Source organism: Nitrosospira sp. Nsp2 (assembly GCF_003050965.1).
GTDB lineage: Bacteria > Pseudomonadota > Gammaproteobacteria > Burkholderiales > Nitrosomonadaceae > Nitrosospira.
Genome location: NZ_QAOU01000001.1, coordinates 833,322 through 846,558 on the forward strand (window position 1 = coordinate 833,322; position 13,237 = coordinate 846,558).

General features: G+C 56.3%; 12 protein-coding genes, 3 tRNA genes and 1 pseudogene. 11 read left to right on the forward strand and 5 right to left on the reverse strand.

The window, feature by feature from the left end:
* The 3 genes and pseudogenes from C8R31_RS03775 to dnaQ all read left to right on the forward strand — a co-directional run bounded on the left by C8R31_RS03775 (position 1) and on the right by dnaQ (position 2,133).
* The gene (locus C8R31_RS03775; protein ID WP_107692691.1) at positions 1 to 777 is read left to right on the forward strand and encodes a class I SAM-dependent methyltransferase; all 777 of its coding nucleotides are present in this window, start codon (positions 1 to 3) and stop codon (positions 775 to 777) included.
* A gap of 20 nt (positions 778 to 797) precedes the next feature.
* A pseudogene (gene rnhA / locus C8R31_RS03780) lies at positions 798 to 1,232 on the forward strand (ribonuclease HI); the annotation flags it as partial.
* Positions 1,233 to 1,362: 130 nt separating this feature from the next.
* A complete protein-coding gene (dnaQ, locus tag C8R31_RS03785; protein WP_107692692.1) occupies positions 1,363 to 2,133 on the forward strand; it encodes a DNA polymerase III subunit epsilon in 771 nt (256 codons plus the stop codon).
* A gap of 196 nt (positions 2,134 to 2,329) precedes the next feature.
* Here dnaQ and C8R31_RS03790 read toward each other — a convergent pair whose 3' ends face one another.
* Entirely contained in the window at positions 2,330 to 3,622 is a 1,293-nt protein-coding gene (locus C8R31_RS03790) for a PA0069 family radical SAM protein (protein WP_219907435.1), read from the reverse strand.
* 268 nt (positions 3,623 to 3,890) lie between these two features.
* Here C8R31_RS03790 and C8R31_RS03795 point away from each other — a divergent pair, with 268 nt between their 5' ends.
* Together C8R31_RS03795 and C8R31_RS03800 are read left to right on the forward strand one after the other, a co-directional pair.
* The gene (locus C8R31_RS03795; protein ID WP_107692693.1) at positions 3,891 to 4,313 is read left to right on the forward strand and encodes a hypothetical protein; all 423 of its coding nucleotides are present in this window, start codon (positions 3,891 to 3,893) and stop codon (positions 4,311 to 4,313) included.
* Positions 4,314 to 4,840: 527 nt separating this feature from the next.
* Positions 4,841 to 5,203, forward strand: a complete 363-nt coding sequence (locus C8R31_RS03800; protein ID WP_107692833.1) for a DUF488 domain-containing protein — start codon at positions 4,841 to 4,843, stop codon at positions 5,201 to 5,203.
* A gap of 66 nt (positions 5,204 to 5,269) precedes the next feature.
* Here C8R31_RS03800 and C8R31_RS03805 read toward each other — a convergent pair whose 3' ends face one another.
* On the reverse strand, positions 5,270 to 6,127 hold the full coding sequence (locus C8R31_RS03805; protein WP_258192520.1) for a c-type cytochrome: 858 nt from the start codon (positions 6,125 to 6,127) through the stop codon (positions 5,270 to 5,272).
* 486 nt (positions 6,128 to 6,613) lie between these two features.
* Here C8R31_RS03805 and C8R31_RS03810 point away from each other — a divergent pair, with 486 nt between their 5' ends.
* From C8R31_RS03810 to C8R31_RS16720, 3 genes are read left to right on the forward strand one after another with little or no spacing between them, the layout of a single operon-like run.
* On the forward strand, positions 6,614 to 7,636 hold the full coding sequence (locus C8R31_RS03810; RefSeq protein WP_107692695.1) for an SDR family oxidoreductase: 1,023 nt from the start codon (positions 6,614 to 6,616) through the stop codon (positions 7,634 to 7,636).
* Positions 7,637 to 7,640: 4 nt separating this feature from the next.
* Positions 7,641 to 7,832 (forward strand): hypothetical protein, encoded by a 192-nt coding sequence (locus C8R31_RS15975; RefSeq protein WP_181320429.1) that lies wholly within the window; start codon positions 7,641 to 7,643, stop codon positions 7,830 to 7,832.
* Positions 7,760 to 8,026, forward strand: a complete 267-nt coding sequence (locus tag C8R31_RS16720; RefSeq protein ID WP_181320394.1) for a hypothetical protein — start codon at positions 7,760 to 7,762, stop codon at positions 8,024 to 8,026. The genes C8R31_RS15975 and C8R31_RS16720 overlap by 73 nt, the downstream gene beginning before the upstream one ends.
* A 209-nt stretch (positions 8,027 to 8,235) precedes the next feature.
* Here C8R31_RS16720 and C8R31_RS03825 read toward each other — a convergent pair whose 3' ends face one another.
* The 3 genes from C8R31_RS03825 to C8R31_RS03835 form a co-directional block, all read right to left on the reverse strand.
* Positions 8,236 to 10,437, reverse strand: a complete 2,202-nt coding sequence (locus C8R31_RS03825; protein WP_258192521.1) for a bifunctional diguanylate cyclase/phosphodiesterase — start codon at positions 10,435 to 10,437, stop codon at positions 8,236 to 8,238.
* Positions 10,438 to 10,561: 124 nt separating this feature from the next.
* Positions 10,562 to 10,636, reverse strand: a tRNA-Val gene (locus C8R31_RS03830).
* Between the two features lie 116 nt (positions 10,637 to 10,752).
* Complete coding sequence (locus tag C8R31_RS03835; protein WP_107692698.1) at positions 10,753 to 11,142, reverse strand: LapA family protein; 390 nt, start codon at positions 11,140 to 11,142, stop codon at positions 10,753 to 10,755.
* Positions 11,143 to 11,474: 332 nt separating this feature from the next.
* Here C8R31_RS03835 and gltX point away from each other — a divergent pair, with 332 nt between their 5' ends.
* The 3 genes from gltX (at position 11,475) to C8R31_RS03850 (ending at position 13,153) form a co-directional block, all read left to right on the forward strand.
* Complete coding sequence (gltX, locus tag C8R31_RS03840) at positions 11,475 to 12,884, forward strand: glutamate--tRNA ligase (RefSeq protein WP_107692699.1); 1,410 nt, start codon at positions 11,475 to 11,477, stop codon at positions 12,882 to 12,884.
* A gap of 73 nt (positions 12,885 to 12,957) precedes the next feature.
* Positions 12,958 to 13,033: transfer RNA gene (locus C8R31_RS03845), tRNA-Ala, on the forward strand.
* 44 nt (positions 13,034 to 13,077) lie between these two features.
* Positions 13,078 to 13,153, forward strand: a tRNA-Glu gene (locus tag C8R31_RS03850).
* Positions 13,154 to 13,237: the final 84 nt, after the last annotated feature.

The window sequence follows — 13,237 nt, forward strand, 5'->3', positions numbered from 1 at the left end:
ATGCCAACGAATAACAAACTGGAATGGTTTGGAACCTGTTTGGGCCAGTATTTGCTGGAGAGGGAACAAAATCATTTTGACAGGGCCGTAGCCGATGTTTTCGGTTACCACGCCGTGCAGATCGGTTTTCCACAGTACGATTTCCTGCGCGCCAACCGCATGCCGCTCCAGTTCGGCATATCGACGGAAGAGGGAGGCGCAGTGCGTGCGGCTCCGGATTTTCTACCGATCGAATCGAATAGCATCGATCTGGTGCTGTTGCCTCATATACTCGAGTTCAGTGCCAATCCGCACCAGATCCTGCGCGAGGTGCAACGGGTGTTGGTGCCGGAAGGGCATGCAATCGTTTGCGGCTTCAACCCCCGCAGTCTTTGGGGCGTACGGGGGCTTTTCGGTTCAATGAACGATGACTATCCCTGGCGAGGCAATTTCATCGCGCGGCCGAGGCTCAAGGATTGGCTGACATTGCTGGATTTTGAGATTACCGAAGACCGCTTATGCTGCTACGTGCCCCCATTCAGCCAGGAGAAGTGGCTGAAGCGATTCGGATTCATGGAAGGGGTCGGCGATCGGTGGTGGCAGTCTTCCGGCGGCGTATATTTTCTGACGGCGGTCAAGCGCGTGCACGGCATGCGCGTTATAAAGCCCGAGTGGAAGGAAGTTCGCGCACGAAGAAGGGCGATGGCGCCGGTCGCGCAAAAGCTCACGGGCAACGCGACGGGGAAAGAACCCCGCAGGGCTGCGCGCAGCAAGACTGAGGCGCGCGTCAAGGAGTGAAAGCGCCGCGCACGGCAGTAGTGGACATATTTACCGACGGGGCCTGCAAAGGGAACCCGGGAGTGGGCGGCTGGGGCGCGCTGCTGCGATATAACGGACGTACGCGCGAGTTATGCGGCGGCGAAAAACTGACGACCAACAACCGCATGGAGCTGCTCGCGGTCATTCGCGCGCTGGAAGCGCTAACAAAGCCCTGCGAGGTTCGGGTCCACACCGACTCCACGTATGTCCAGAAGGGCATCAGCGAATGGATCCATTCGTGGAAAAAGCGCGATTGGCGCACAGCGGACAAAAAACCGGTCAAAAACGACGACCTGTGGAAAGAACTGGATCGCCTGACACAACGGCACAAAATAGAATGGCTTTGGGTGCGCGGTCATTCCGGCCACGACGGCAACGAACAGGCCGACAGACTGGCTAATCAGGGCGTTCAGTCGGTGCTTGAGAACGCAGCTCTCACCGCCTCCCCAACCCCGGACCGATTTGTTGCGGAGAATTTGGCGGGTAAGACGACGAACAAGACGTCAAGGATCGAAGAGGCGGACCCGCCGAACGCGGGACAGCAGGAAAGAGGAAACCAATAAGATGCGCCAGATTTTTATCGACACGGAAACAACCGGCCTTGAACCCAAGCTCGGTCATCGTATTATCGAAATCGCCGCAGTGGAGATGAAGAGCCGCAGGCTGACGGGCCGCCGCTTTCATTATTATCTGAATCCCGAGCGGGAGATCGAGGAGGGTGCACTGCAGGTCCATGGATTAACCACGGAATTTCTTCAGGACAAGCACAAGTTTGGCGATATTGTGCACGAGCTGATCGAGTTTCTCGATGGTGCTGAGCTGATCATGCACAACGCGCCCTTCGACGTCGCCTTCCTTGACCATGAACTGGGCCTCGCGGCGTTGCCTCAGCTGTGCGAATGCTGCCATTCAGTGACGGACACGCTGAAAATCGCGAAAGAGCTGTATCCGGGGAAGAGGAACAACCTGGATGCGCTCTGTGAACGGTATGAGGTGGATAATTCACGGCGTGCCTTACACGGCGCGCTGCTGGATGCCGAGTTGCTGGCGGAGGTCTACCTCGGCATGACGCGCGGACAGGAAAGCCTGCTGATGGAACTGGAGGCTGAGCCCACGCTCGACCTTGCCGCGAATCTGCATGAGTTGCACTTGATCGTGCTGCCGCCGACACCGGACGAACTCGAGGCTCACACCCGGCAACTGGAGATGATTGAAAAAGAAAGCAAGGGAAAGTGCTTGTGGAGGCGACTGGAATCCGAAGCTGCCGACGCCGCCGAGGAAGTTGCCAAGGACGTTGCCGCGGGCTTGGTTAAAGTGGAGTTGAAGTTCGCGTAGTTGCTTGGCCTGCCAATTCCTCTAACCCTGAACCTGGGTTCCGCGTAGCGCGGGGAAGGCGACGAGGGGAACCCTAGCTTCCCCGAAAGTGCTGCGGGCTGACAGGACAAGCCGTGATAACCCATCCGTCGGGGATACGCATCACCTCAAGTAACGCAGTCGTACCTGTTTTTACGGCAACCGCTGGACAGTTCGATTAAAACAGCTCGAACTGCCCCCCGGCGTCTCGCGCCTTGCCCGATTTTTTCTTTCCCGCGCCCTCGCCCGTGTTCCGTTCAAGCGCTGGGGTGATTGAAGGTCGCTGGAAAAGGGAGGTATCCAGTCCTTTAAAACGGCCAGAACGTATACCCAAGCCGAGACGCGCCACGGTTTTCTCGAAGCGCTGCCGGATCAGGTCCGCCCAGATTCCTTGGCCGTGCATGCGCTTGCCGAAGCTTGAGTCATAGTCCTTGCCCCCGTGGATGTCGCGCACCCGGTTCATCACCCGCGCCGCCCTATCCGGAAAATGGGCTTCAAGCCATTGCCGGAATAGCGGACTGACTTCCCAAGGCAGGCGCAGCGTGACGTAGCCCGCATTAATGGCGCCGGCTTCCGCTGCCGCCACCAATATGCGTTCGAGGTCAGGCTCTGTCACGAAAGGGATGACTGGCGCGATGCTGACCCCAACCGGAATGCCCGCGTCGGTCAAGGTGCGGATCGTGCGCAGGCGGCGCATGGGCGCGGTCGCGCGGGGTTCCAGAGTGCGCGCCACCTCCGCGTCGAGGGTGGTCAACGTCACCGCTGCCATCGCGAGCCGTCGCGATGCCATTTCCGCCAGTAAGTCGATGTCGCGCTCGATAAGGGAAGATTTCGTGATCAGCGCCACCGGGTGCTGGCACTCGCGCAGCACCTCCAGCACCCGGCGGGTCAGCCGCAACTCGCGTTCGCACGGTTGATATGCATCGGTATTGACGCCGAGCGCGATGGGCTCCGGTACATGGGAGGCTTTCGACAATTCCTGCCTCAGCAAGTCCGGAGCATTTATCTTGGCGAAAATTTTGCTCTCGAAATCCAGCCCCGGGGAGAGCCCGAGATAACTGTGGGTGGGGCGCGCGAAACAGTAAATGCAGCCATGCTCGCAGCCGCGATAAGGATTGAGCGAAATGCTGAACGGAACATCAGGGGACTTGTTGCGGCTGAGGATGCTCTTGGCCTGCTCCTCGATGATTTGCGTCTTCCACGCCGCTGCCCCGTCCGGTCCGGGTACCGGGTCCATTTCTGCGGCGGGCTGGGCGCCGGCCTGAGCGCCGACTGCTGCGCTTCGCTCGCAATCGCCGAGGCTTTCGCCGGTCCAGCCATCGTCGATATCCTCGCGTATCAGAGTCTCGTAACGCCCTTGCAAGTTCGATACCGCGCCGCGTCCCTTTTTTGCTTTCAGTGGGGCTTGCATGAATGGCGGTTCAGCGTCGCGGTATGGCTCGTCTGAATCGCGTGGATCGGATATCGACATGATATGTATCTTACAGGTGCGAGATTGGGCTGAATCTTACGGCGGTTGCTGGCTGTTCGCCTAGGGCCGCTTGTAGCTGGTAGCTTGCAGGGTGTAGCTGGAATACGCCAATTCGAGTCTTACGCCGCAATTTTGGTTCAAAATGGAATGTGTGTCTCAATTTCAGCACGGTAGGTAAGAGCGTAACTTCGCAGGGTGTTTATCTGTTTCGCGCGGTATGTGATGATACGTCCTGGCCACGATGAAAAGTTAAGGTGAGGGACGAGTTATGAAACCGACGATATTCGCTATATTTCTGCTCAGCTGGTGCCTGGCGGGCGTCGCCACCGCGCAGACCGCGCCGAACATTGAACGCAAAGTGGATCCGCGCATCGCACAGCTGGAGATGGCGCTGAACCTGGTGAACCAGGAACAGCAGTCGGTATACCAGCAATTTCAGATGCTGCAGGAGATGCGTCGGAGTGAAGTACAGAATATAAACCCGCTCGTTATGCAGGACATGGGGGGTGTAAAGGACATGCCCCCAATAAGTTATGACGAAAGTGTACGGGTGCAGCGCGAACGGAAGGATCGCATCCAGCAACACGCACGCGAACTCGACCGCCTGTATGCGCGCTATTCTGAATTAGGTGAACAGAAGAACGCGATACTGGAACAGCTCAGGGAGATCGCAAAAGAGACAGTGCGGTGACAGGGTTGTTCGATCACAGGCCGCTCCAGTTGACTATTGACCGTTGCATACCTGCGTCATATCCGCTGTGGGCTGTGGAATGCGAAACAACTTCATCATCTTCCGCGGGCCAGCTTTACTGACGTGAGCTGAGGTGAGGTGCCCAGCTTGCAGCGGCTTCTCAGATGATGCCTGCAAATTTAAGGATGGCGAGGACAATAACAATCAAGCCGACCAGATAGATTACGTTGTTCATGGCATTCTCCGTTAGAAATTGAACCGGCTAAGTTTATAAAAACTGACTCTACGCACTCACTTTAGCTCTACATGCGGTTGAGTTCCGTACGCCAAGGCACACATGGAACAGGCTGGACAGTAAATCCTTGGAGGAAATGTTCATTGAGTTGCGGCTGCTTTGTTTTGCTCCTATTTGCGAACTCACGCAGCGGGTTTTGCTCTAGGGCTTGAGAAGCTGTCGGAGGGATATCGGAGCGATATGGTTGTGAAGAGACAAATCGTACGAAGCGTACAGTGGGAGAAGCATGGCGATGAGCAGAATTAACGCCGCCAACGTCAAACTGAAACGGGCTTATGATCCGCCGGAGGCCGCGGACGGCACGCGGATACTGGTGGACAGGCTCTGGCCACGTGGAGTCAAAAAGACCGAGGCAGCGATCGAGCAATGGGCAAAAGATCTTGCGCCCAGCGCAGCTTTACGAAAGTGGTTCGGCCATGACCCCGGCCGTTGGGAAGAGTTTTGTGAGCGCTATGCGGCAGAGGTGAGCCAGCACCCCGACCAATTGAAGCAACTGCGGGTGTTGGCGCGCGAGGATTCCATTACGCTGGTTTATTCCGCCCACGATGAGCTGCACAATAATGCCGTTGCGCTACGGCGTCTTATTCTGGGGTAGAACAAATGCTGTTCAAGCTTGCAGTGGATGCAAGCTCGGCGCGGTTTTAGGACGCCGCCCCGGGGACTAGGGCTGCGCCGGCTCGCGTTTCATGATACTCATCACTTTCAGGTAAGTGATCAGTTCTTCCGTAACCTGTTCCGCGTTGGCGATGCCTCGCGGAAGACCTGGCATCCGTGCGTTGTAGCGGATGCTTTGCGGGCTCAAGATCCAGCGCCGCAGATATTCCGGCTTGATGTACTCCACAACGCTGGTCGGATAGTTGAGTTCCGGCGCCTTGCCCCCGCCTTCGCCATTGATGGTGTGGCAGGAGACGCAGTATTGCCGAAAGTGCGTGTACCCGCGTTTCACCTCCTCCGAGGCATTGGCCGGGGGCAAAATATTCGGGAATGGCGCGTCCGGTCTGAGCGTGATGCGCATCACCTGGTAAGGGAAATCGGAATCGCCGGACGCCAGAAGGTCCTTCGAATTCAGGTTATCCCACACCAGGTAGAGCGGCCCGAGTTGTACCACTTCGTTGTTCTGCACCGGGTTCGTCGTGGTAAAGGGGGCATTGTCCGGGCTCGCAAAGGCGAAGTAGGCGGGATGGGCGAGGAATTTCTCCACCGGGATGCTTGGCTGGAACCCGTCGATGGAAGTGAACACAATCTCCCGCGCCTGCTCCCACTCCTTGCCGAAGACGTGATCCAGCACAGGCCGGGCTGGAAGTGCCTGATAGATCCGTTCCCTGTTTTCGTGCGGTTCAAAAATCTTTAGTGAAACCGCTGGCGCGATGCCGCGCATGGTCTCGAGGGAAAGGACCTTCACCACTTTATCTCCCCGTTTGAATTCGATCGTTGCCGGGTCGTTTGACGCCGCGCCAGCATGGAAGGCAAAGGCGAGCAGGCCGCCAAGCATGAACAGGAAATACAGAGAGACTTTCAAGGTTTTCACTCTTCGTTATGGAGAGAATGTAGGCGGACGGTATAGCCGCTAATAGCGGCTGACAATAAGCGAACAAAACGTCTGGCCGGCTTCGTGAAGCGCGACACTCGGGATTATATCCAAGAAACTAATCAGGGAAACATGGTTTGTAAGCACGCCGATATGCGAACGATGCCGAGGGTTGGGGTGAGTTTCCGCCCGCTGACTGTAATCTTCGGACATTGCCCATACATGCCACGAAACCGCGGCCCGTCCCTATTACACCATTACACACTCGCCTCTAATGTACTTTAACGCACGGATGAGATAAACGAAAAGGAAAATCATGTATTCCCCATCGGGACAATTATTGCTTGTTTTCGTCTTCCTGTTTGCACATCAGTTTACAGCGACACGCTTTCAAGCTGCGCTTCCGGCCCGATTTCCGTGTTGCCCGGATCGCGATCGGGAGGGCTCACTTTTACCAATATTCTTAGGAGAACAGGTATGAAACCAGAAGACGACGCCATTGCCTCACGACGCCAGTTTGTTGGCGGAGTGACTGCCGGCCTTGCCACGGCATTCATCCCCCCCGCCTTTGGGCAGCAAGGGCGCCAGGAAAGCGGCGCCGCCGGTTCGCGGCAAGGCGCCAGCCAGTTCCTTAAACAGGATCCGAGGACGCAGTATCCAGCTCCCCCCTTCCCCCAGCAGAAGCAGGAGCCGCCCGGCCTTGTGGGAAAGATGACACCGCGGCCTGATCATGGCGAAACAAGCTACAAGGGCTCGGGCCGGCTGGTGGGTAGAAAGGCACTCGTGACCGGCGGCGATTCCGGCATTGGCCGCGCCGCTGTCATCGCCTTTGCGCGTGAGGGCGCCGATGTCGCGATCAACTATCTCCCTGTTGAGGAGCCCGACGCTCGGGAGGTTGTGGAACTGATCCGGGCGGAAGGGCGTAAGGCGGTCGCGATCCCCGGCGACATCCGGGACGAAAATTTCTGCTCCAAGCTTGTTGCCGAAGCCGTACGGGATCTGGACGGACTGGATATCCTTGTCAACAATGCGGCCATGCAGGCCGCGCAGCCCTCCATCGTCAATCTCACGACCGAGCAGTTCGACTCGATATTCAAATGCAACGTTTATGCGATGTTCTGGATCACCAGGGCCGCCATGCCGCACTTGAAGCCAGGCGCAACCATTATCAACACCAGTTCAATCGAGGCTTACACTCCATCCGACGCGTTTATCGATTATGCGCAGACGAAGGCGTGCAGCGTTGCTTTCACAAAATCGCTGGCGAAGCAGGTGGCCAAGCAGGGCATACGGGTCAACGCCGTGGCGCCGGGACCATTCTGGACCCCGATGCAAACGACAGGATGGGCAGATCTTAGCAGGTTCGGCAACGATGTTCCGCTCGGCCGGCCCGGCCAACCAGCGGAACTGGGTCCCCTGTATGTCTTTCTTGCGTCGCAGGAGTCAAGCTACGCGACCGGACAAGTGTACGGTGCCTCGGGCGGGGAAGGACACCCCTAGCGCCATGAGGGACATTGTCACAGGCGGATGGGGTCTGCCCGGCGCACCTGTCGATGAGTATGAATATCTCAATCTCAGGCGGCCTATTGGAGCGAAGCAGCGGGTATCAACCAAGCGGGGCAGGTGGCGGGACGATCTCTCGCGGATGCGGACACTGAACATGCTTTTATCACCGGCCCTGACGGGATGGGCATGAGAGACGTTGGCGCTTTTAGGCGGAGCCTACAGCTTTGCTTATGGCATCAACAATGCCGTCAGATGGTGAGAGGTTCCTCCATTTCCGATGGCGCTATACACGCGTTCATTACCGGGCCCAAATGGGCGGACATCAGGTGGGAAGGGCGAAAAGTGTCAGATATGTTTGTCAGGTTCCGATGTACTTCAGGATGACATATCGGGAAATGAGTTTGCCTATGCGCTCCTTTTAGTGAAACAGCCGCAGCAGAATTGGAGCTAAACCATTTCCAGCCGTTGGTGTACTCATTTGGTCGATTTGCCTGTTTCCATAAACGAGGTCCTTGATGTTGATGCAGTAATTGTCACCCATATTCATCGGGATCACTGGGACGAGGCAGCGATAAATCCGGCGCCCAAGGCGCTTAATATTGCGCATTCTTCTCTTTCACCACAAACTCCTCAAATTGATCTAATGGAAGAGGTGGGCTGAACAGGTAGCCCTGATAAGCAGTGCATCCATGGGTAGCGAGAAAGTCCTTTTGTGCTACGGTTTCCACCCCCTCGGCGATTACCGCCAACCCCATGCTTTTTGCCAAGAGCAGAATGGCGCGGACGATTGTTGCGTCGTTATTATCAGTGAGCACGTCCCTTACAAATGACTGATCGATTTTTACCCAATCCATTGGCAGGCGTTTCAGATAGTAGAGCGAGGAATAACCGACACCAAAGTCATCCAGGGCGAAGCCCACACCCTTGGCCTTGAGTGCAGCCATCTTCTCAATGGTGTCGTCCATGTTGTGGACCAGTATGCTTTCCGTAAGCTCAAGCTTGAGTCTTTGCGGATCGGCGCCGGTTCGATCGAGCGTCGAAACTACCTGCTCGACAAAGTCTGGCTGACAGAACTGGCGAGGGCTTATATTCACCGCCAGATTAAGCCCAGCTGCCTCCGGTCGCTCCGACCAGATTGCAAGCTGGGTACACGCGGTTTCCAGCACCCAGGCACCCAAAGGAAGAATGAGGCGGGTTTCCTCCGTTTGAGGAATGAATTCGTGTGGAGGCAAAAGGCCGCGTCGAGGGTGCTGCCACCGTATCAGCGCTTCGGCACCCGTGATCCCGCAATCATCTACCTGCGGCTGGTAGTGAAGAACAAACTCGTTTCTCTCCCAGCTTTTGTGCAAATCCGACTCCAGAGCAGCGCGGGCATTCATTGCCGCTTGCATATCCGGATCGAAAAAACACATTGCATTGCGGCCTGATGCTTTTGCCTGATACATCGCCAGATCCGCTTGCTTGAGCAACTCGTCTGTTGTGTGTGACTGATCGTTAAATACTGCGACCCCTATGCTCGCGGTGGTGTGGTGTTTATGGGCACCTAGACTGAATGGTTGATTGAACGTACAGTGAATCCTTTCGCAGATGACTTTTACCTGAGCAACGGCTGCGTCATAATCTTCGCTAAAGTCTGTTACCAGTATTATTACAAACTCGTCGCCCCCCAAGCGGGCGACAGTGTCCCCTTCGCGCACACAGGAGATCAGGCGGGGAGCAAGCTGCCGAAGCAACAGGTCACCGGAATCATGGCCGAACGTATCATTGAGCAATTTAAAATTATCGAGGTCGATGAACAGTAACGCACCCGTGCGGTGGTTACGGGCCCTTGCTGCGAGTGCCTGCCGCAACCGGTCCAGCAAGAGTTGCCTGTTGGGCAACCCCGTCAACGAATCGTAGAATGCCAAGTATTGGATTTTGTTCTCAGCGCTCTTGCGTTGCGTAATATCTGTGTTGATTGCAAAGACCGACTGTGGCTGTCCCTCCTCATTTCTGACCAACGTCCAATGTGCTTCAACAAACAATATGCCTCCGTCCTTGCGCCGCTGCGCGATCTCGCCTCTCCATTCCCCAGAGTTCAACAATAGGCTGGTTGCTTCCTTGAAGGCCAGGATGTCCTCATACAACATCTCTATCGATTTGCCCGATACCTCTTCGGAAGTCCATCCATAGAGCCGCTCAGCACCCTCGTTCCAAAACTGAATGCGATGATCGATGCCATGCACAATAATCGCGTCGGTTGCCTTGTCGAGCAAGGAAGCCTGCTGGTGGATGCGAGCACCGGCTTCCTGGCGGGCATGTTCAGACTGCTTGCGCTCGCTAATGTCGTTGAAATAAACTGCCAGGCCTTCTTCTGACGGATAGGCGTGCACCTCGAACCAGCCCTCCAGAGGCGCGTAGAAGGTTTCAAATTTCACTGTGGTGTTTTCCGCGAGCGCCCGATGGTATTCACGATCAAAGATTGTTCCTATCGCCTCCTTAAATTCCTTCCAGAGCACTTTCCCCAGAAGATCGCCACGGGGGCGCCGTAACAGATTTTCCGCTTCCCTATTCACATAGGTGAAGCGCCATTCCCGATCCACTGTGTAAAAAGCCTCGGTAATACTTTCCAAAATCCTCTCTGTGCGAAGTTTCGCATTTGAAAGTTCGAGCGTTGTCGCCTGCTGTTCCCTTATGGCCAGCAGCAGTTTTTTATTTAAACGTTCTAGTGCTACAGCTTTTTCTTTTTTCACTGACAGAAGTTGGTTGTGAACGAGTTCCCGCGTGGCTGGCGTGCTGAAGGTCGCGTCAGGCATGAACAATATAATTGCATTGCACCCCTGATTTTAGTTCAGAGCAACTGTGGTGGTTGGAGCGCCAGCCAAAAACGGCACGGTATAACGTTTAGTGGCCTTCTTTGGTTTTCTTCGGACTATCTGTTGGTGGGCGGTACTGGGATCGAACCAGTGGCTTCCACCGTGTGAAGGTGGCACTCTACCGCTGAGTTAACCGCCCCGTTGCGTTAGTTATCGTAATTAATTGATAACCGCTGAGGAGGCGCAATTAGATCATAAATGGCGGATTACGGTCAACGCGTGGGCTGTTCGCAATATCACTTTCGCTGACCCTTGTTATTCGTTCGGCTTTTCGGCATCCCTGCCGACAAGTAGTGACTTCAGCCCCAGGTAACGCGGGGGCTCTTCCGGGATTGGCTCAGGGCTGATCCTCGTCAGTTCCGCTTCCAGTTGCGCGACGCGCCGTTCCAGCGTGTCTTTCTCCGCCTCCAGTCTGCTGATATGGCGTCGCAGGCGCGCACTTGTCCACATGCTCTTTACCATGCTGGGCCAGGAGAGCAGCACCGCGATAACCGCACCTATGCCTGTCGCAATTAGCAGCACCATGGCCAGCGAGCTGTCGAAGCTCCAAAGGCCTAACGTTACTGTTGCCGTTGAATTGTTCTGCAGAGCGAACGCCACGGCGGCAATGGCGAGGGCAATGCCGAGAATTAACAATAGCTGCATGGCTGTCTCCTGCTGTCAATTGTCCACGAAAGACGCGTAGTCGGGAAGATGGAATAGTATGCACCCGGTAACAATTGCTGGAAAGGAAACGGGATAATAAGGGCGGGGAACGGCAGGGTGGTGAGCAGGAGCAAGTACGTAGGGCCCACGCGCTTGGGCAGTTATTAAGAAACCCCCCCGGGTCTCCCGGGTTACGCGATGGTTTCAATCGTGTTCTCACTTCCAAATGATGCGAATGACCCGGCATGATACGGCCGGGTCGCGTAAAATAGCGCGTTCTGTAGATTCAAATCTTACCCAACCGTAAGCCTATTCTCTCCACACCCACTTCCATGATCCGTACCCGCTTCGCTCCCAGCCCAACCGGCTACCTCCACATAGGCGGCGCCCGAACCGCTCTGTTTTCGTGGGCTTATGCCCGAAGGCACGGCGGCAAATTCGTTTTGCGAATAGAAGATACGGATCTTGAACGCTCGACGGCGGAATCAACCCAGGCAATACTGGACGGGATGGCATGGCTGGGGCTGGATTACGACGAGGGGCCGTTTTATCAGATGCAGAGGCTGGCGCGCTACCATGAGGTGGCTGAGCAGCTCCTTCGCTCCGGCAAGGCGTATTACTGCTATTGCACAAAGGAAGAGCTGGATGCCATGCGCGAGCAGCAGCGCTCGGCCGGGCTGAAGCCCCGGTACGATGGGCGCTGGCGTGATTCGACACAGACGCCGCCGCCCGGTGTCAAGCCGGTGGTGCGCCTGAAAAATCCACAGGACGGCGTCGTTGTCTTCAATGATCTGGTCAAGGGCCAGATTGCCGTTGCCAACGGCGAACTGGACGATCTGGTGCTGCTGCGCGGCGATGGCGTGCCGACTTACAACTTCGGCGTGGTGATCGACGATCTGGACATGAATATTACTCACGTGATCCGGGGCGACGATCATGTCAACAACACTCCGCGCCAGATCAATATTCTTAAAGCACTAGGCGCGTCATTGCCGCAGTATGCGCATGTGCCGATGATTCTGGGCGCGGATGGTGAGCGGCTGTCCAAGCGGCATGGGGCTGTTTCCGTGATGCAATACCGCGAGGATGGCTACCTGCCCGAGGCGCTGGTCAATTATCTGGCGCGGCTGGGCTGGTCGCATGGAGACGAGGAAATTTTCAGCCGGGAACAGCTGGTCGAGTGGTTCGACCTTTCAGCCATCAACCGTTCGCCTGCGAAGTTCAATCCCGAGAAACTGCAATGGCTCAACCAGCAGTATCTTAAAGGTGCCGACGATGGGCGGTTGGCAGCGCTGGTGCGGCCTTTTCTCGAGGCGGATGGTTGCGACCCTGCCGCTGCGCCGGGGCTGCCGAATTTGGCGAGCGTGGCGAATCTGCTCAAAGAGCGTGTCACCACCGTGGCTGAGCTGGCCGACGCGGCGGTATATTTCTACCGTTCGCTGGACCCTTCACCCGAACTTAAGGCGCAGCATTTCACTGCCGAGGCGAAGCCGGGCATTTCCAACCTGCGGCAGAAGCTCGCGGTTGTCGAATGGGAAAGCCACGCCATACATGACGCCATCAAGAGCTGCGCCACGGCGCACGGCATGAAACTGCCCAAGGTCGCCATGCCACTGCGGGTGATGGTGACGGGCGAGACGCAGACGCCCTCGATCAATGCGGTGCTGGAGCTGCTCGGCAGGGAGGAAACGCTCAAGCGCATGGATGAGCAGCTGGAAAACTTTCCCAACGAACGCGAGTAGGGCGTTAATGCCGTCGTGCTGCTTTACATTGACTGCAACAGGACGGCTCAGTATAATTCGCGTTCATTTTGCCGGGGGTATAGCTCAGCTGGGAGAGCGCTTGCATGGCATGCAAGAGGTCAGCGGTTCGATCCCGCTTACCTCCACCAGCAATCTGGCAAGTAACAGACTGAAGACGGTCAAAAGTCCCTCAGTCCCCATCGTCTAGTGGCCTAGGACATCACCCTTTCACGGTGAGTACAGGGGTTCGAATCCCCTTGGGGACGCCACTAATTCCTCTGTTAGAAGCTTAATTTTGTAATGAATACAATAGGCTAACTCGGAAAGGTCGAGCGTGATCCGCTCGATAAGAC

What these genes read in the sequence shown, in the direction of transcription:
- C8R31_RS03790 (WP_219907435.1), bottom strand. Translation starts at nt 3,622, where the DNA reads ATGTCGATATCCGATCCACGCGATTCAGACGAGCCATACCGCGACGCT.
- dnaQ (WP_107692692.1), top strand. Translation starts at nt 1,363, where the DNA reads ATGCGCCAGATTTTTATCGACACGGAAACAACCGGCCTTGAACCCAAG.
- C8R31_RS03810 (WP_107692695.1), top strand. Translation starts at nt 6,614, where the DNA reads ATGAAACCAGAAGACGACGCCATTGCCTCACGACGCCAGTTTGTTGGC.
- C8R31_RS03825 (WP_258192521.1), bottom strand. Translation starts at nt 10,437, where the DNA reads ATGCCTGACGCGACCTTCAGCACGCCAGCCACGCGGGAACTCGTTCAC.
- C8R31_RS03835 (WP_107692698.1), bottom strand. Translation starts at nt 11,142, where the DNA reads ATGCAGCTATTGTTAATTCTCGGCATTGCCCTCGCCATTGCCGCCGTG.
- C8R31_RS03800 (WP_107692833.1), top strand. Translation starts at nt 4,841, where the DNA reads ATGAGCAGAATTAACGCCGCCAACGTCAAACTGAAACGGGCTTATGAT.
- C8R31_RS03775 (WP_107692691.1), top strand. Translation starts at nt 1, where the DNA reads ATGCCAACGAATAACAAACTGGAATGGTTTGGAACCTGTTTGGGCCAG.
- C8R31_RS15975 (WP_181320429.1), top strand. Translation starts at nt 7,641, where the DNA reads ATGAGGGACATTGTCACAGGCGGATGGGGTCTGCCCGGCGCACCTGTC.
- C8R31_RS03795 (WP_107692693.1), top strand. Translation starts at nt 3,891, where the DNA reads ATGAAACCGACGATATTCGCTATATTTCTGCTCAGCTGGTGCCTGGCG.
- gltX (WP_107692699.1), top strand. Translation starts at nt 11,475, where the DNA reads ATGATCCGTACCCGCTTCGCTCCCAGCCCAACCGGCTACCTCCACATA.